The sequence below is a fragment of the Modestobacter sp. DSM 44400 genome (assembly GCF_900107175.1).
Lineage (GTDB): Bacteria > Actinomycetota > Actinomycetes > Mycobacteriales > Geodermatophilaceae > Modestobacter.
In genome coordinates this window covers 102,039-118,926 of the sequence record NZ_FNOZ01000006.1, presented here as the reverse complement: position 1 = coordinate 118,926, position 16,888 = coordinate 102,039, and the positions used below count along the sequence as shown (strand labels likewise).

Annotated in this window: 15 protein-coding genes; 5 read left to right on the top strand and 10 right to left on the bottom strand. The window is 69.1% G+C overall.

The features are described 5' to 3' along the window. Nucleotides 1-159: 159 nt before the first annotated feature. From BLW04_RS28145 to BLW04_RS06340, 9 genes are all read right to left on the bottom strand, one after another. Nucleotides 160-360, bottom strand: coding sequence for a hypothetical protein (locus BLW04_RS28145; RefSeq protein ID WP_254781121.1), 201 nt, complete (start codon nucleotides 358-360; stop codon nucleotides 160-162). Between the two features lie 163 nt (nucleotides 361-523). Beyond that, on the bottom strand, nucleotides 524-1,750 hold the full coding sequence (locus BLW04_RS06375; RefSeq protein ID WP_091537934.1) for a CaiB/BaiF CoA transferase family protein: 1,227 nt from the start codon (nucleotides 1,748-1,750) through the stop codon (nucleotides 524-526). A 131-nt stretch (nucleotides 1,751-1,881) separates the two neighbouring features. After that, the gene (locus tag BLW04_RS06370; RefSeq protein WP_091537933.1) at nucleotides 1,882-2,679 is read right to left on the bottom strand and encodes an SDR family oxidoreductase; all 798 of its coding nucleotides are present in this window, start codon (nucleotides 2,677-2,679) and stop codon (nucleotides 1,882-1,884) included. Between the two features lie 27 nt (nucleotides 2,680-2,706). After that, nucleotides 2,707-3,588 (bottom strand): alpha/beta fold hydrolase, encoded by an 882-nt coding sequence (locus BLW04_RS06365; RefSeq protein ID WP_091537932.1) that lies wholly within the window; start codon nucleotides 3,586-3,588, stop codon nucleotides 2,707-2,709. Nucleotides 3,589-3,726: 138 nt separating this feature from the next. Further along, nucleotides 3,727-4,503 (bottom strand): SRPBCC family protein, encoded by a 777-nt coding sequence (locus BLW04_RS06360; RefSeq protein WP_091537931.1) that lies wholly within the window; start codon nucleotides 4,501-4,503, stop codon nucleotides 3,727-3,729. Nucleotides 4,504-4,540: 37 nt separating this feature from the next. Next, nucleotides 4,541-6,970: a xanthine dehydrogenase family protein molybdopterin-binding subunit gene (locus BLW04_RS06355; protein ID WP_217630874.1), complete on the bottom strand. Its 2,430-nt coding sequence runs from the start codon at nucleotides 6,968-6,970 to the stop codon at nucleotides 4,541-4,543. Continuing rightward, complete coding sequence (locus BLW04_RS06350) at nucleotides 6,967-7,449, bottom strand: (2Fe-2S)-binding protein (RefSeq protein ID WP_091537930.1); 483 nt, start codon at nucleotides 7,447-7,449, stop codon at nucleotides 6,967-6,969. The genes BLW04_RS06355 and BLW04_RS06350 overlap by 4 nt, the downstream gene beginning before the upstream one ends. Beyond that, nucleotides 7,446-9,833, bottom strand: coding sequence for a xanthine dehydrogenase family protein molybdopterin-binding subunit (locus BLW04_RS06345; RefSeq protein WP_175483921.1), 2,388 nt, complete (start codon nucleotides 9,831-9,833; stop codon nucleotides 7,446-7,448). Before BLW04_RS06345 ends, BLW04_RS06350 begins: the two co-directional genes overlap by 4 nt. After that, nucleotides 9,830-10,687, bottom strand: coding sequence for an FAD binding domain-containing protein (locus BLW04_RS06340; protein ID WP_091537929.1), 858 nt, complete (start codon nucleotides 10,685-10,687; stop codon nucleotides 9,830-9,832). Before BLW04_RS06340 ends, BLW04_RS06345 begins: the two co-directional genes overlap by 4 nt. A 418-nt stretch (nucleotides 10,688-11,105) precedes the next feature. Here BLW04_RS06340 and BLW04_RS06335 point away from each other — a divergent pair, with 418 nt between their 5' ends. Genes BLW04_RS06335 through BLW04_RS06315 form a run of 5 tightly spaced genes read left to right on the top strand, consistent with a single transcriptional unit; the run spans nucleotide 11,106 to nucleotide 15,824 of the window. After that, nucleotides 11,106-12,386, top strand: a complete 1,281-nt coding sequence (locus BLW04_RS06335) for an ABC transporter substrate-binding protein (protein ID WP_091537928.1) — start codon at nucleotides 11,106-11,108, stop codon at nucleotides 12,384-12,386. A gap of 13 nt (nucleotides 12,387-12,399) precedes the next feature. Next, nucleotides 12,400-13,263: a branched-chain amino acid ABC transporter permease gene (locus BLW04_RS06330; protein WP_091537927.1), complete on the top strand. Its 864-nt coding sequence runs from the start codon at nucleotides 12,400-12,402 to the stop codon at nucleotides 13,261-13,263. Then, nucleotides 13,260-14,318, top strand: coding sequence for a branched-chain amino acid ABC transporter permease (locus tag BLW04_RS06325; protein ID WP_091537926.1), 1,059 nt, complete (start codon nucleotides 13,260-13,262; stop codon nucleotides 14,316-14,318). Before BLW04_RS06330 ends, BLW04_RS06325 begins: the two co-directional genes overlap by 4 nt. A 5-nt stretch (nucleotides 14,319-14,323) precedes the next feature. Continuing rightward, entirely contained in the window at nucleotides 14,324-15,070 is a 747-nt protein-coding gene (locus tag BLW04_RS06320) for an ABC transporter ATP-binding protein (protein ID WP_254781125.1), read from the top strand. Further along, on the top strand, nucleotides 15,063-15,824 hold the full coding sequence (locus BLW04_RS06315) for an ABC transporter ATP-binding protein (RefSeq protein WP_091537924.1): 762 nt from the start codon (nucleotides 15,063-15,065) through the stop codon (nucleotides 15,822-15,824). The genes BLW04_RS06320 and BLW04_RS06315 overlap by 8 nt, the downstream gene beginning before the upstream one ends. Here the strand turns inward: BLW04_RS06315 and BLW04_RS06310 are convergent. Next, nucleotides 15,810-16,493 (bottom strand): GntR family transcriptional regulator, encoded by a 684-nt coding sequence (locus tag BLW04_RS06310; protein ID WP_217630873.1) that lies wholly within the window; start codon nucleotides 16,491-16,493, stop codon nucleotides 15,810-15,812. The two genes, BLW04_RS06315 and BLW04_RS06310, sit on opposite strands and share 15 nt — an antisense overlap. Nucleotides 16,494-16,888 lie beyond the last annotated feature (395 nt).

The following is a 16,888-nucleotide window of genomic DNA, read 5'->3' as shown; positions in this document are numbered from 1 at the left end:
GGTACCCCGGCGCTGTTTCGGCGAGTCGACGTCCGCACGAACACGTCCTCAGACGCTACCGGCCCAACCCCCAGCTCAACAGGACCAATCGGCCAAGATCTCCGTCACGAGGCGTCTCGGTGCCCACGCCGACTGCTCCGCCGCTGACCAGGTACAACGCTAGATCCCGTCACCAGCACCGGCGATAGCTGCACCCAAGGAGAAGGACCGCATGTGCAGCTGGCAGGTGGTGGTCTGCTCCGGGCCGTGCGCGATGCCGTTGATCATCAGGCCGCACGAGCCGCAGATGCCGGAGGGTGATGACGTGGTGGTCAGCGGCGCCCGGACTCCGGCCGTGGCCCGGCACGGGGCCGGGGTCACCGCCGCGCTGGTGCCAGAGGTGATGCCGGACACTGAACCTGCTGAGCACGCCAAGGTGAGCACGGCCCAGCACGTGGTCCAGCTGCAGGTTCAGAGTCGGCTGGAAAAGTGTCCCGCGCGGCCAGCGATAGGGAGGTGGCTTGACGGCTGAATAGAGCGGCGGTCAATCCTGGTGGTGGGTGGGTGAGCCGCTGGCCGCGGGCTCGCCCACGGTTCCGGCGGCGACCCAGGCATCGATCTGGGCATCGTCATAGCCGGCCTCGGCGAGGACGTGGCGGCTGTGCTGACCCAGCAGAGGTGCGGGACGCCGGATGGTTGCCGGGGTCTCCGACAGCTTCGCCGGCATGCCCAGTGCGCGCATCGGCCCGATCACCGGGTGATCGAGTTCGACGACCATCTCCCGCGCCGCGACCTGCGACTGACCCAGGGCCTGACCGTAGGTGAGCACCGGACCCCCGGGGATGCCCGCGGCGTCCAGCGCCTTCACCCAGGTGTCGGTCGACTCCCGCTGCAGGATCTCCTCCAGTTCGGCGGTCAACTGGTCCACATGCTGCGGTCGGGAACGCGCGTCGGCGTACTCCGGACGCTCGAGCAGGTCCGGGCGGTGCAGCACCTCACGGCACAGACGCGTCCACAGGCGGTCGTTGTTGGCGCCGATCGTCACGTAGCCGTCCGTCGTCCGGAAGGCCTGATACGGGGCGTTGTGCCGGTGCCGGGTTCCTTCCGGGGCCGGCTCACGGCCCGCGCCGAACCAGGAGCCTGCCTCCCAGACCGTCAGCGCCAGCCCCGCATCCACCAGCGCGACGTCGATGTACTGACCGCCGCCCTCGCGCAGGCGATGGATGTAGCCGGCCAGGACGGCGTGCGCGGCGGTCAGCCCGGCGGTCAGGTCGTTGACCGCGATACCGAACTTCGCCGGTTCCCCGCCGGGCGCACCGGTCATCCGCAGGAAGCCGCTCATGCCCTGGGCGATGATGTCGAACCCGGCGCGGTGGCTCTCCGGTCCGGTCTGCCCGAAACCGGTGATGGAGCAGTAGACCGCCTCGGGGTTGACCGCCCGCACGGCGTCGTAGTCCAACCCCAGCCGGCTCATCACCCCGGGCCGGAAGTTCTCCACCACGATGTCCGCGCGGGCAGCCAGCCCCAGCGCCACCTGCCGTCCGGCCGCAGTCTTCAGGTCCAGCGCCAGCGAGCGCTTGTTGCGGTTCACCATCGCGGAGGGGTAGCTCTCGCCGTTGACGAACGGGGCCATGTCCCGTGAGTCGTCTCCGCCCGCCGGGCGCTCGACCTTGACCACGTCCGCGCCGTAGTCACCGAGAATCATCGTGCAGTAGGGCCCGGACAGATAGCGGGTGAAGTCCACCACCGTCACTCCTGCCAACGGTTGCATGCTGGGTCCTTCCGGTCCGGTGTGCGTCGGGAGGTCGGATCACGGGCGGTGGAAGACCGGTCCCGGATGTGGCGAAGCGGTGGCCAGCACCGACTGACGGCCACCGCTTCACCCGGGTGGGTGGCGCAGGCTCAGACGTCCATCAGCGCCTTGCGCTGGCCCCCGTCGACCGGGATATGGGCCCCGTTGATGTAGCTCGAGCGCGGTGAGGCCAGGAAGGTGACCAGGTTGGCAACCTCGTCGGGCTCACAGATCCGCCCCAGCGGCAGCGAGCTGACGGCCAGCTCATGCGCCCGTGCGGCGTCAACCTTCTTGTCGCGGGCGAAGGCGGCCTCCAGGCCCTCCCAGCGGCCGGTGTTGACCGGTCCCGGGTTGACCGTGTTCACCCGCACGCCCAGTGGCCCGTACTGCTCGGCCACCGAGGAGGCGAAGTTGATGTCGGCGGCGTTGGCGGCACCGGCGGTCATCTCCCAGTACGACGGCTTGAGCCCGTCGTTGCCGACGACCAGCACGATCGAGCCCTCGCCGCGCTCGCGCATGTGGCCGATGACGGCACGCACCGTGCGCACGTAGCCGAGGAACTTCAGCTGCATGCTGCCCAGCCACTGCTCTTCGGTGAGCTCCTCGAGCAGGCCGCCAGGGGAGGAGCCCGCGCAGGTCACCACGATGTCGATGTGGCCGAACCGCTCCAGCGTCGTCGCCACGACGCCCTCGACGTCCGCAGCTACGCTCATGTCGCCGGTCAGGCCCAGCACCGTGCGGCCGCTCTCGGCGGCGATCTCCTGGGCGGCCTGCAGGATCTCCGACTCGGTGCGTGAGACGATGACGACGTCGCATCCCTCAGCCGCCAACTGCTCGGCGGACTTGCGACCGATTCCCTTGCTGCCGCCGGTGACCAGCGCGATCTTGCCCGTCAACTGCAGGTCCATGTGCTGTTCCTCTTCTCGGTGATGGGCTTACTTGACGCCGGTCGTGGACGCGCTCTGCGACCGTGGGTCCCGGCGGCTCCAGCGGCCGTTCTCGACCTGGCCGAGGAAGCGCTCGACGTGGTCGTTGAAGACGGCCGGCTCCTCCAGGTTCGTCACGTGGCCGCTCTTGGGCAGCACGAGCAGCCCCGATCGGGGGATCGTGCGTTTGAGCATGAGGTCGGTCTCCAGGACGCCCTCGTCCTCGTCGCCGGCCACGATCAGCGTGGGGACTTCAAGGGCAGCCAGTTCGGCGCGCAGTCCGTACAGCGAGGGCCGCGCCTTCTGCACCGCGCGCATCGTCAACGCAGCGCCCTTGGCATCGTGCTCGGCCAGCACCTGTACGTGCTCGGCGTGCCCGCGGGGGTCCTTGGCCAGGAACTGCACGCGTGCCGGACCGAGGCCGTACCACCGGGACATGGCGGCCGAGCCCTCCGTGTCGAAGGCGAGGGCAATCTGTTCGGACTCCGACCGGAACGTCGGCTCCTTGTCCGGGTGTGCGCCGTACCCGCAGCCGGCCAGCACCAGCGACAGTGCGCGGTCGGGATGCTGGAGTCCGAAGTGCAGGGCGCAGAAGCCGCCCATGGAGTTGCCCACCACGTGCGCCCGCTCGACCCCGGCGGCGTCGAGCACGCTGCGCAGATCCTCCACCGCCCGCAGTTGGCCGTAGCTGGCCTCATCGGTCGGGACGTCGGAGGGCGGGTAGCCCCGGGCCGCGTAGACGATGCACCGGTAGCGCCGGCTGAAGTGACGCAGCTGCGGCTCCCACGAGCGGTGGTCACCGGCGAACTCGTGCACGAAGACCAGCGGGGTGCCGGCACCGGTCTCCTCGTAGTACAGCTGGACCCCGTCGTCGGTGGTCGCGAACGTCACTGCGCCTCCCTTTGCTATTTGGTATACCATCCTGCCCTGGCGAGGCGGGCGGCGTCAAGACGTCGCAGGGGAGGTGCCGTGCGCCGGTAGGGGCGCCTGGCACAGCACCCCGCCCGCGGACAGCGCCGTCCGGTCCGGTCAGCGCCGGAGGGTCTCGATCCGGCGGCGCACCTGCACCTGCACCCGCTCCCCGTCGACGCGGATCACGGCGGGAACGACCTCGTCGAGCAGGACACCCCGTCCGCCGCCCCGCCGGACGAGCGCCACCGCGGTGAGCGCCGCGGCCAGCACTCCCACCACCGGCGCGGCGCGCCTGAGCAGGGGCAGGACGACGAGGGACAACGCGTTCAGCGAGCCGTGGTCCGTCGAGCCGGCCACGGTCCCCGCGGGTTGTACGGCGCCGTCGCCGGCCGCGGGCCGAGGGGTGGGGACGGCGGTCGGTGGTGCGACGCCGTCGGCCGCGGGGGCCGGCTCGCTGAGCAGGCCGCTCAGGTTGCGGGCGAACTGCTCCATCAGCTTCTGCGACACCTCGTTGATGGCGCCGCGACCGAACTGGGCGACCTTGCCGCGGATCACCAGGTCGGTGTCCAGCGACAGGGTGCTGCCCTCGGCGTGCGCGGTGATGGCCACGCTCACCTTGGCTTCGGCGCTGCCGCTGCCGTGCTGGTCCGCGCCCTTGGCGTCCAGCACGAGCCGCCTGGCGGCCTCGTCGACCTCGAGGAAACGGACCGTGCCCTGGTAGGCCGCTGTGATCGGGCCGACCTTGATCTTGACCTTGCCCTGGTAGGCGTCGGCACCCGAGGCGCCCTCCAGGGTCGCCCCCGGCAGACACGGGGCCACCCGTTGCACGTCGTTGAGCAGCCGGAAGACCTGCTCCGGTGGGGCGGGGAGGACGACCTCGTTGGTCAGGCGCATGGCATCTCCTACTGCAGACGGATGGATGGAAGGGCGGTCAGCGGGACAGGGCGACGACCCGGTGCGGGCTTAGCGGCAGGGCGCCGACATCACCGGTCAGGCCGAGGGCATCGCGGACGGCGTTGGCCGTCGCCGCCGCGACCGCGGTGATCCCGCCCTCGCCGGCGCCCTTGACGCCCAGCGGGTTACCCGGACTGGGCGCATCCTCGGTGACGAGTGTGTCGACGCGCCGCGGGACCTCCTCGGCGGTGGGCATCAGGTAGTCCATGAACGTCGTCGCCTGCGGCTGGCCCTGCTGGTCGTAGACGAAGCTCTCGTAGAGTGCGCCGCCCAGCCCTTGGGCGACGCCCCCGATGAGTTGCCCCTCGACGAGGGTCGGGTTGATCGCCCGGCCGACCTCGTAGGCGACCAGGTAGCGCAGCACCTCCACGTGCCCGGTGTCCCGGTCGACGTCGACGAGCGCCACGTGCACGCCGTAGGGGTAGGTCATGTGGTCGACGGCGAACACCCGGCGGGCGGAGAGCCCGGGGGTGTCCTCGGGCCGCAGGTGCGGGCTGCCCGGCGCGCAGGCGCCGGCGACGTCCCCCCAGCTGAGCCGGCGGCCGGGTTCTCCGATGGCGGAGAAGCAGCCCCCGGTCAGCCGCACCTGCTCGGCGGGCACGCCGAGTACCCGGGCCGCGACCTGGAGCGCGCGCTCGAGCACCGCCGTGGCGGCCAGGTCGACCGCGCTCCCTCCGACCACGGTGGACCGGCTGGCCCAGGAGCCCACCCCGAAGGGTTGCAGGTTCGTGTCACCGTTGATCACGTGCACCGCCCGGTCGTCGATGTCCAGGCGCTGGGCGGCGATCTGGGCCAGGACGGTCTCGATGCCCTGTCCCAGCGACGTGCCGCCGGAGTGCACGGTGACCTCGCCGTCCTGCTCGACGGTGACGTCGGCGGTCTCATGGGGGCCCAGGCCGCTCTTCTCCAGGAAGACTGCGAACCCCAGACCGACCGTGCGGCCCCGCTCGCGCAGCTGCCTGGCCTCGGTCGCCCAGTCGCGGGTGCGGGCCAACGCGGTGGCGAACAGGCCGGGATAGTCCCCGGCATCCAGGACGACGTCGGTGCCCAGCGCCCGCAGGTCGCGGCGGTGCGGCAGCTCTTCGGGGGTCAGCAGGTTGCGCCGGCGCACTTCGGCCCGGTCGATGCCGATCCGGTCGGCGGCGACGTCGAGGAGATGCTCGCGGGCGAAGGTGCCCTCGTACCTGCCCGGGGCCCGGTAGGTGCCGCACGGGGTCTTGTTGGTCAGGACGACGTCGATCCGCGCCGCGTAGGCGGGCAGCCGGTAGGGGCCGGGCAGCATCGTCACGGTGAGCTCGGGGACCAGCAGCCCGTGCGTGCGCAGGTAGGCCCCGTTGTCGTGCACCACGTGGTCGCGCAGCGCCAGCAGGGTGCCGTCGACGGCGAACGCCGCGGCGATCCGGTGCCGCTGCTGGCGCGAGTGGTTGAGCGCCACCAGGTTCTCGGCGCGGTCCTCGGCCCACTTGACCGGTCGACGCAGCCGGCGGGCGAGCCAGGGGATCAGCAGGTCCTCCGGGTAGAACTCCCCGCGGGCACCGAAGCCGCCCCCGGCGTCCATGGCGTGCAGGTGCACCCGGCTGGCGGGCAGGTCGAGCATCGTGGCGATCACGTTGCGGTTGAACACCGGGACCTTGGTCGCGCCCCAGATCTCGAGCACGCCGGTGGCTTCGTCGTAGTCGGCGACCAGGCCGCGCGGCTCCATCGGCACCGCGGCGTGCCGCCCGACGGACACGTCGATCTCCACCACGTGCCTCGCCGTGGCGAAGGCGGCCTCGGCATCGCCGTAGCTCACGTCGAAGCCCGTCGCCGGCTCGGCCGTCGAGGCGTCCACCACGACCGGCAGGTCGGCGTACTCGACGGTGACCAGCTCGGCGGCGTCCTCGGCCAGGTAGGGATCCTCGGCGACCACCGCAGCGACCGGCTCGCCGACGTAGCGGACCTCGTCGTGGGCCAGCACCGGTTGGAGGCACCCGGGAGGCTCGTCCCCGCGGGGCAGCCGGATGGGGATGGGTGGCAGCCCGATCAGGTCGGCCCCGGTGAGCACGAACACCACTCCGGGCACCGCCCGGGCCGCCGCCACGTCCACGGCGACCAGCCGCGCGTGCGCGACGGTCGAGCGGACGATGCGGACGTGTGCCTGCCGCGGCCGGTCGACGTCGTCGACGAACTTGCCCTGCCCGCGCACCAGCCGGTCGTCCTCGTGCCGGGGAACCCGTGACCCGATGACCGACCGGGACCGCTCGGGGCCGGCGTCCGGTGCCGGCGGCAGGCCCGGTGCGTCGGCCGGTGGCTCGGTGTCCGGGACGGCGGACGGCTCGGGCGATGCCGGCCGGGGGGGCGCCGGTGACGGCCGGGGACGCACCGGTGCCGGCGGCGCCACCGTCAGGTCGCCGAGCAGGCTGGTCACCGCGACTCCCGCCGCGACCTCGCGACGTCGGAGATCGCCTCGACGATGCCCTGATATCCGGTGCACCGGCAGAGGTTGGCGGCGACGACCTCCCGGACCTCCTCGGTGCTGGGGTTGGGGTACTCGGCCAGGTAGGCCTCGGCCAGCATCAGGAACCCCGGGGTGCAGAAGCCGCACTGCAGGGCATGGCGCTCGGAGAATGCGCGCTGCAGGTCGGAGAGCTCACCGTCGGACGCCAGGCCCTCGACTGTGCTGATCGAGCAGCCGTCGGCCTGGACCCCGAAGGTGAGGCAGGCCCGGGCGGGCGATCCGTCGATCAGCACCGTGCACGCACCGCAGATGCCGTGCTCGCAGCCCAGGTGCGTGCCGGTGTAGCCCAGGTCGTGCCGGAGCACGTCGGCCAACGTCCGGCGGGACTCCACCACCAGCTCGTGCTCGGTGCCGTTGACGGTCAGAGTGATCAGCTGCAGGTCTTTCACGAGTTGCCCCCCAGGGCTCGGTGGACGGCGTCGGGTCGGATCGGAACCGAGTCCAGCTCCACGCCGGTCCCGCGGAGCGCGTCGTTGACGGCGTTGAGGACGGCGGCGGGCGCGCCGATCGTGCCGCCTTCCCCCATGCCCTTGGCGCCGGTCTCGGTGAAGGTGCAGGGCGTCTCGAGGTGCATGATGTCGATGACGGGTATCTCGGTGGCCGTGGGCACCAGGTAGTCGATCAGGGTCGATGTGGTGGGTTGCCCCTGCTCGTCGTAGCGGATCTCCTCGAACAGGGCACCGGCGATGCCCTGGGCCACCCCGCCGCGGACCTGCCCGTCGACGATCCTGGGGTTGATCACCACTCCGCAGTCCTCCACGACGAAGTAGCGCAGGATCTGCGCCTGGCCGGTGGCCGGGTCCAGTGCGGCAACCACCCCGTGCGTGGCGTTGGAGAAGGTGCCTGAGGTGAGGACGTCGAAGGCGGCCTCGGCAGTCAGCCCCGGGTCCACGCCCTTGGGCAGCCGGTGGGCGCGCAGGTAGGCGATCTCGGCCACCGCGGCGAGGGAGAGGGAACGCTCGGGCTGGTCGCGGTGTCGCGCCTGCCCGTCCACCAGCTCGATGTCTGCGGCCTCGGCGTCGAGCAGGTGCGCGGCGACGATGCGCACCTTGTCGCCCAGCCGGCCCGCGGCCAGGTGCACCGCGCCCCCGCCGATGGCCGCGGACCTGCTGCCGAACGTGCCCCAGCCGTAGGTCACCAGGTCGGTGTCGCCCTGACGGACCTTGATCGCGGTCGGTGGCAGGCCCAGCTGGTCGGCGGCCACCTGCGCGAGCGTGGTCTCGTGGCCCTGGCCGTGCGAGGAGGTGCCGGTTGTCAGTGAGACGGTGCCGTCGGAGTCCATCCGCACCCCGGCGATGTCATAGCCGGGCACCACCGTCATCTTGCGTTGCGAGAAAGCCTCGGTGCCGTACCCGGTCCGCTCGTTGAAGCAGGCGTAGCCGATGCCCAGCACGGTCCCGTCCGCGGTCGGCTGCGCGCGCCGGTCGTACCAGCCCTCATCGCGCAGTTGCTGCTCGCACAGGTCCAGGGATGCCCGGTAGGAGCCCGGGTCGTAGGTGATGCCGTTGATCCCGGTGTAGGGGAACTCCTCGATCAGGTTCACCCGCCGCAGATCCAGCGCGTCGAGGTGCAACTCCCGTGCGGCGCGCTCCATCAGCCGCTCCATCACCAGCACGATCTGCGGGCGGCTGACCCCACGGTAGGGGGCGGTGGGCGCCTTGTTGGTCGCGATCCCGCGGGCCCGCACGTGGTAACGGGGCACCCGGTACACCCCGGGCAGCTCCGTCGCTGCCATCAGCGGCTCCACCCCGCTGGTGAACGGGAACACTGAATAGGCGCCCACGTCGCAGCGGACATCAGCCTCCAGCGCCAAGATCCTGCCGTCCGCGTCGAAGGCGGCCCGCGCGCGGTAGGCCTGCTGGCGGGCGTGGAAGCTGGCGGTCAGGCTGTCCCGCCGGTCCTCGATCCACTTCACCGGGCGGCGCAGCCGCAGCGCGACCGCCGCGGCGGCCACCTCCTCGCGGCCGACCACGCACTTGAGCCCGAAACCCCCGCCGACGTCGGGCACGATGACCCGCACCGAACGCTCGGGCAGCCGCAGGCACCGGGCGATGGCGGTGCGCACCTGGTGCGGGACCTGGGTGGAGACGTGTACGACCAGCTGCTCGTCGCGGGCGTCCCACTCGGCCAGGCAGCCGCGGGGCTCGAGCGGTGTCGCGTTCTGCCGGCCGGTGCGCACGTCCACCTCGGCCACGCACGCGGCGGCGTCGAAGACCGCACCGATGTGGGGGTCACTGAACGGCTCCAGGTCCAGCACGGTGTTCTCGATCAGCTCGGCGTGCACCTGCTGGGCGCCGGCCTCCAGCGCCTGGTCCATTGTCGTGATGGCCGTGCCCGGCCGGTAGTCGACCAGCGCCGCGTCCACGCCGTCCTCGGCGGCGTAAGCGTCCTCGGCGACGACGATCGCCAGTGGCTCCCCGACGTATCGCACCCGGTCCCCGGCGAGGATCGGCATCGAGGTGACGGTGAACTCCGGCCGTTCCAGGATCGCGGTCAGCTCACCGAGGGCCAGATCCGCCGCCGAGTAGGCGGCAACCACCCCGTCGACATTCCGGGTTGCGGCCAGGTCCAGGTGCTCGACGCCGGCGGCGGCCACGGAGCTGCGCACGAAGGCGCAGTGCAGCAAGCCGACCCGGTCGAGGTCGTCGACGAAGCGCCCCCGGCCGGTGAGCAGCCGCGGATCCTCGCGCCGGGGGACACTCGCGCCGATCCACCGACCGGCCCGGGACAGGGTCGCTTCTCCTGGGGCAGGGTCGATGCCGGTGCCGCTCATACGGCGATCGCCTGGGCGCACGCCCGCTCGATCAGGGTGCGGGCGAGGCCGCGCCGGTAATCGGCGTCGCCGTGCGCATCGCTGCCGGGCTCCACTGCTGCGGCAGCCGCGTCCGCCGCAGCCCGGAAGGTCTCGGCGGTGGCCGGGGCACCCTGCAGCAGGGACTCGGCCTCGGGCACTCGGATCGGGACGGCGTCCACGCCACCCAGCGCGATCCGCCCGGCGCTGCACACGCCATCCTCGACGTCGAGGTCGACGGCCGCGGCCACAATCGCGAAGTCGCCCTTGCGCTGGGCGAACTCACTCAGCGCCGCGTGTGGTGCCGGCCGCGGGAAGAGGATCTCGACGATCATCTCCTCGGGTTCCAGGGCGGTGGTCAGGAAGCCGTGGAAGAAGTCCGCTGCGGCGACCGAACGTTCTCCGACCTGACCGCGGACCACGATCTGGGCGTCCAGCAGCACCGCCAACAGGCACCACTCGGCCGTGGAGTCGGCGTGCGCGATGCTCCCGCCGATCGTGCCCCGTGTACGGATGGGGTAGTGGCCGATCCAGCGCGCCGCGTGCGACAGCACGCCGAAGCCCGCCAGCGCGGCGGTGGAACCGCTGGACTCCACCGTGTGATGCGTGGTCAGGGCCCCGATTCGCAGGCCCTCACCGTCGCGACGCAGGTAGCGCAGCGCGTCGATGCGGTTGACATCGATCAGCGCACTGGGTCGGGCCAGCCGGAAGTTCATCATCGCGACCAGGCTCTGCCCGCCGGCGATGAGCTTGGCGTCCTCCCCGAGCTCATGGAGGGACTCGACCGCGCCTCGGACGTCATGGGCGCGGTGGTAGGTGAACGGGGCTGGCTTCACGGCTCTCCTTGACGGTGAGGCGCCTGCGTGGCCGGCGCTCTGAGCTGTTGCAGCTGGTATACCCGTTCCGGGGCCAAGTTGGTACCTTGCTGGCCGGAGAGCTCTGCCGGCGCTGGCCGCGACCTCTCGGCCGGTCGTACCCGTTGACTCAGGCGGGGAGCGACTGATGCGGTTGGGTCAGAACCGGGGCCACGGGAGCCGAGTCGGTCCGCCCGATTCGCCGCCACTGGAACAGGGATCAGGCCGATAACTTCCCGGAGTCGGACGTGATCGAGCACATCGGGCCCTCGCGGTTTCTCCTCGGGCCCCGCGCACGCAGAAGGAATCCTGTCCGGCATCACGAGTGATTGTGTGACGCTAGCCACGTTGGTCCTCGCATGGTATACCAAACGTTGAATCAACCATCGAAGGAGCGAACATGAGCAAACGGCGCGCGACTCGCCCACTGGTGGCCCTCACAGCGGCCACCCTGGCTCTTGCCGGGTGTGGCAGCCAAGCGCCGTCGAGCGGTGGGGTGTCGGCCGACAGCGGGAGCGGCAGCGCTCAGGAGGGCGCGAACGGCTCTCTCACCGTCGGTCTGCTCAATCCCCTGACCGGTCCGTTCGCCGCCCTCGGGGAGGACGTCAACGCTGGATTCGAGCTGTACCTGGACAGCAAGGGTGGGCAGCTCAGCGACTACGGGATCAACGTGGTGAAAGAAGACCCGGCAAACGATCCCGGCGTGGCCACGACGAAGGCGCGCCAGCTCGTCCAGCAGGAGGGCGCGGGCATCGTCATCGGCCTCGTCAACTCAGGGGTCGCTTACGCCGTAGCTCCCTATCTCGAGAGTGCTGGCGTTCCCCTCATGATCACCGTCGCGGGTGCTGACGGGCTCACGCGGACCAAGGGCGGCAACCTCTTCCGCGTGTCCTACACCGGTTCGCAGGACACCATGCCGGCCGGCGACTACGTGTGCAAAGAGCTCGGTCTGAAGACCGCGGCCATCGTGGGGCTCGACTACTCGTTCGGCTGGGAGGCCTCCGGGGGCTTCGCGCGAACGTATGAGGATGCCGGCTGCAAGGTCGTGCAGGAACTGTATGCACCGTTGGCCACGCAGGACTGGGCTCCCTACGTCACCCAGATCAACCGTGACGCCGACGTGGTCTTCGCGGTGACCCCCGGCAGCGACGCCGTCCGCTTCCTCAAGGCCTACCGGGGCTTCGGGCTGGACACGCCCATCTTTGCGCAGGGATCCACCACCGATGAGCAGCTCCTCCCGACGATGGGCGAGACGGCTGACGGTGTGATGAGCAGCCTTCATTATTCCCCGGTCATCGATAACCCCGCCAACAAGACGTTCGTCGACGCGTGGACTGAAAAGTACGACCGATCGACGAACCAGTACGCCGAGGACGGCTGGGCCGCCGCCCAGGCGCTCGAGGCTGCGCTCTCCGATGTCAAGGGGGAGCCGACGGGCGATGGAATCACCAATGCGATGCGCAATGTGTCCATCGACGCTCCGCGCGGCGCCCTGCGGTTCGATGAGTACGGGCAGGCCATCTACGACGTGTACATGCGAAAGGTCACCAAGCAGGACGGCAAGTGGGTCAACAAGGTGGTGGACACTGTGCCGGCCGTGAATCAGTTCTACACCTACGACGTGGACGAGTACCTGCAGTTCCCGCCGTACGACAAGCTCAAGGGTACGTGGGCCAAGTAGTCGGAGAGTCGACATGGTATGGCTGTCCAATGTCCTGAACGGCCTGGCGTTCGGCTCCCTGCTGTTCCTTGTTGCCAGTGGGCTGACGATCACGTTCGGTCTCATGCGCACTATCAACCTCGCGCACGGCGCCTTCTATCTCGTCGGTGGTTACCTGGCCTTCGACCTCTACGTCAGAACGGGCAGCTATTGGTTGTCCCTGGTAGTCGCAGTAGTTGTGACCGCCGTGATCGGCATGCTCGTGGAGCGGTTGCTGCTCCATCGGCTGCTGAACCAGGAGCTGCCCCAGATCATCCTCACCGTCGGCGTCTCGCTGATGATCGGTGATCTGCTCCTGACGCAGTACGGGGGCAGCCCGATCTCCCCCCCGACGCCTGCCGGGTTGGAGGGTTCGATGCAACTCTTCGGATCAGTGATCTTCCCCAAGTTCCGCGCGTTCCTGATTGTCCTGGCGCTCGTCCTTGCTGCCCTCATCATGGCGTTCCTGCGCTTCTCCTCGATCGGGGCGAAGGTTCGGAGCGCCGTCGACGACCAGGAGATTGCCCGCACCATCGGGATCCGGGTGCCCCTGATCTTCCTTCTCGTCTTCGGCGCCGGAACCGCGCTGGCGGCCTTCGCAGGAGTCTGGGGAGGGGCATTGACGAGCTTGTCGCCCGACACCGGCCTCGACGTTCTCCTACTCGCCCTCGTGGTGGTTGTCGTCGGAGGCCTGGGCTCGGTGCCGGGAGCGTTGATCGCCGCGTTCGCCGTGGGGTTGCTCGACCAGTTCGGCAAGGTGCTGTTCCCTGAGTGGTCCCTGTTCACCATCTACGCCCCGGTCGCGCTCTTTCTTGCGTTCCGACCGAACGGACTGCTGGGGAAGGTGGAGTCGCGATGAACCTGCCGTCGCCAGGGGATCACGTGAAGAGCCGACGCCTGCGCTCCGCGGTCGTCCTTGGCGTGCTCCTGCTCGTGCTTCTGGCTCTACCGTTCGTCCTTCCGAGTTTCTACCTGTTCGTGGCGACGCGGATCTTGGCTCTCGGGCTGTTCGCCACAGCGTTCAATATCGTGTTCGGGTTCGGCGGAATGCCGTCGCTCGGACACGCTGCATTCTTCGGCCTGGGTGCGTATGTGGTTGGTATCGCCAGCACGCGGTCGGATCTACCGTTCGTGGTCATCGTGGTCCTGACACTCGTGGCGGGTACGGCGCTCGGCGTCGTTTTCGGCTTGTTCAATCTGAGAGCCAAGGGGATCTATCTCCTTCTGTTGACACTTGCCCTGGCTCAGGCCGCGTACGGGCTCGCGTTCCAGCAGGTCGAGTTGACCGGTGGTGACAACGGAATCTCGGGCATCACACGCGAGGGTGTTCCGATCCCGGGTTCCGCGTCGGCCTTCTACTGGCTTGCGCTGGCAATGGTGGTGGTCTCATTGTCACTGATGTGGGCATTCATGCGTTCCCCTGTCGGCATGGCGATCACGGGATTGCGTGAAAGCGAGTCCCGACTGGCCGCGACCGGTTACCGGGTGGGCAGCTACCGTGTCTATGCCTTCGCGGTATCGGGTGCCTTCTCGGCGGTGGCGGGGCTGCTCGACGCATACCTGCTCGGTAGCGCCTCCCCGTCCAACATGGCGTTCCTGCTCAGTGCGGAAGTCATGGTCTTCGCCATCCTCGGTGGTGCAGCGTTCTTCTTCGGACCGTTCCTCGGAGCCGCTGTCATCCTGTCCCTGGAACTCTATGTCAGCACGCTTACATCACGGTGGACCTTTGTCCTCGGGATCGTCTATGTCCTGACCGCGCTGTTCATGAGCGATGGGATACTCGGTCGCATCGCCTACCTGCGACGGAGGGCGCGACGCAAGACCGCCGAGTCGCCCACGCGCGCCGCTGCCGGAGAGACCGACGTCGCGGTGCCGGCCGATACCGACGATTTGGTGGAGGAGCGGCACACGTGACGGATATGGCGATCGCAGCACGGGGCATAGACACGCGGTTCGGGTCGTTTCTCGCCAATAGTGATGTCACGATCGAGGTTCCGGTCGGGGAGCGCCGAGTGCTCATCGGACCCAACGGTGCGGGAAAGACGACGCTGTTCAACGTGCTCGCAGGACAACTTCGCCCGTCGAAAGGCTCGGTGGAGATGCTCGGACGCGAGGTGACCAGGAAGCCCGCGTACCAACGTGCCCGGATGGGTCTGGCCCGTACCTTCCAGATCAACAACCTGTTCGACGAACTGACCGTGCGGCAGAACATCGAGATCACCCTGGCGTCGGAAGCCAGGTCGCGGCGGGTGTTCTGGCGGGACCTGGGATCGCTACCGGGGATCAGGGCCAGAACGAATGCCCTGCTGACCGAGTGGGAGTTCTCCGACCTCGCCGACTGGCCCGTGCGCGAGCTGGCCTATGGGCAGCAGCGCGTCATGGAGATCGTGCTCGCCATGAGCAAGCAGCCGCGGGTGTTGCTGCTCGACGAGCCCACGGCCGGGCTGGCACCTGCTGACGCCATCCGCCTGACCAATCTGTTGGCTGCACTGCCGAGGGACATCACGATCATCATGATCGAGCATGACATGGAGGTCGCCTTTGCCCTCGCGGACCGCGTCACCGTCCTGCATCAGGGAAGCGTCCTCGCCGAGGACGTCCCGGGACGGGTCGCGGTGAACCAAGAGGTGCTGCAGGTCTATCTAGGAGACATGTCCGATGCTTGAGATCGACAGCGTCGACACCTACTACGGGTCGAGCCAGATCCTCCACGGGACGAGCCTCTCGGTCGGGGAGGGTGAGGTTGTCGGCCTGCTCGGGCGTAATGGGATGGGCAAGTCGACGCTGGTGCACACCGTCGCAGGCCTGCTGAAGCCGCGGCGAGGGCAGGTCACCTTCCGGGGTCGACGGATCTCCTCCCTGGCAGCCGAGCGGATTTCTCGGCTGGGGATGTCGCTGGTTCCCCAGGGTCATCGGATCTTTCCCTCCCTGACCGTGCGGGAAAACTTTCGTATAGCCAGCCGCCGGGTCGGCGACCGGGACTGGACCGCGGACGAAGTGCTGGAGTACTTCCCGGCTCTTCGGGAGCGCTGGAGCGTGCCCGCGGGAAAGCTGAGTGGAGGGCAGCAGCAGATGCTCGCGATGGGCAGGGCGATGGTCTGCAATGGGAAATTGATGTTGCTGGACGAGCCGACGGAAGGCCTGGACCCGCAGACGGTCGGCCGCATGGGAGAGGCTATCGATGAGTTGCGCCGGCGCGGAACATCGGCACTTCTGGTGGAACAGAAGGTTGGCTTCACCCTTGAGCGGGTGGATCGCGCCCTTATCCTGAGCAGGGGCCAGGTCATCTATGAGACCGACCGCCCTCAGCTGCTCAGAGCGGATACTCAGACGCTCCGCCGACTGATCGGTGTGAGCAGCGCCCATGAAGCTGACGGCTCCCGTGCAATAGCCGACGAGAACGAGTCACCGGTTGGGTGACTCCCCGGGCGGCGTAGGCGCGTAGTCGGTTCCCCGCTCCGCCAACTCCTCGCCGGTCCCGCTGTCAAGATGGGCTGACCCGAGGATGTGCCTCCGGGTCACTTCCGCCGCCCGTTCTGCATCGCGATCACGAAGAGCATCGAGGAGCGTGCCGTGCTGGGCGACCGACTCCGCGTGCGACCGCAGCACCTTCGGTCCGCCCGGCATTGACTGCCAGAGCAGCCGCATCAATGAAAGCAGGAGGGGGCTATTGGCGTACTCATACACCGCAAAATGGAACTTGCGATTTAGTTCTGCGTACTGCTCGTGATCGGAGGTCACCTCGGTCAGCCGCCTGTTCATCGCCTCGAGCGATGCCAGCTGTGGCTCCGTGATGACCGCTGCCGCAAGCGAGGAGCCCAATCCTTCCAATGCCGCCCGCAGTTGGTAGTTCTCCTCCGTCGCGCCTAGTCCAGCTTCGGCGACGGTGGACCCACGGTAGGAGTCGGAGACGACGAGCCCCTCCGACTCCAGCCGGCGAAGGGCCTCTCGAACCGGCGTCTGGCTCACGCAGAGGCGTGCCGACAGTTCGCGCTGACGAAGTTGCTCGCCCGGTCTGAGATCGCCCACCAAAATCAACTCGCGCAGCGTGGCCGTCACCATGTCGGTCTTGCTGCTGAAGGTGGACAATGGACTTCCCTCGGATCATTGCGGGCTGTCATGCGGTGTGCGGCGGCGCCCGTATTCAGTCGCAGCCCAGGCATGCCAGTCGCGCTCCCGGCGATGATGGTACCTCGCGTCGCGTCGCGTCGCCCCGCACAGGGGCGGGGATGGTCCCTCCAAGCGAGCGCGGGACGTCGAAGAAGTAGAACGCCGTATGCGGGAAGGCGGGTGGGGATCATGACGAGACAGCTCACCGAGACGACGACGGCGATATCATCACGGTGCGCGGAGCGGCGTCCGGCCGCGCTCGCTGAGTGCGGTCGAAGCGGCGACGCCGTCGTCCGGGCTCTCGTCGGTAGGTGCCCGCTCGCGGACAGGGGAGCTGGCAGCCGATGAGCTGCTGAAGATTCTTCTACCTCGAT

Coding starts and splice junctions, on each gene's coding strand:
- BLW04_RS06325 (WP_091537926.1), top strand. CDS start 13,260: ATGAACCTGCCGTCGCCAGGGGATCACGTGAAGAGCCGACGCCTGCGC.
- BLW04_RS06315 (WP_091537924.1), top strand. CDS start 15,063: ATGCTTGAGATCGACAGCGTCGACACCTACTACGGGTCGAGCCAGATC.
- BLW04_RS06335 (WP_091537928.1), top strand. CDS start 11,106: ATGAGCAAACGGCGCGCGACTCGCCCACTGGTGGCCCTCACAGCGGCC.
- BLW04_RS06330 (WP_091537927.1), top strand. CDS start 12,400: ATGGTATGGCTGTCCAATGTCCTGAACGGCCTGGCGTTCGGCTCCCTG.
- BLW04_RS06370 (WP_091537933.1), bottom strand. CDS start 2,679: ATGGACCTGCAGTTGACGGGCAAGATCGCGCTGGTCACCGGCGGCAGC.
- BLW04_RS06375 (WP_091537934.1), bottom strand. CDS start 1,750: ATGCAACCGTTGGCAGGAGTGACGGTGGTGGACTTCACCCGCTATCTG.
- BLW04_RS06360 (WP_091537931.1), bottom strand. CDS start 4,503: ATGCGCCTGACCAACGAGGTCGTCCTCCCCGCCCCACCGGAGCAGGTC.
- BLW04_RS06345 (WP_175483921.1), bottom strand. CDS start 9,833: ATGAGCGGCACCGGCATCGACCCTGCCCCAGGAGAAGCGACCCTGTCC.
- BLW04_RS06320 (WP_254781125.1), top strand. CDS start 14,324: ATGGCGATCGCAGCACGGGGCATAGACACGCGGTTCGGGTCGTTTCTC.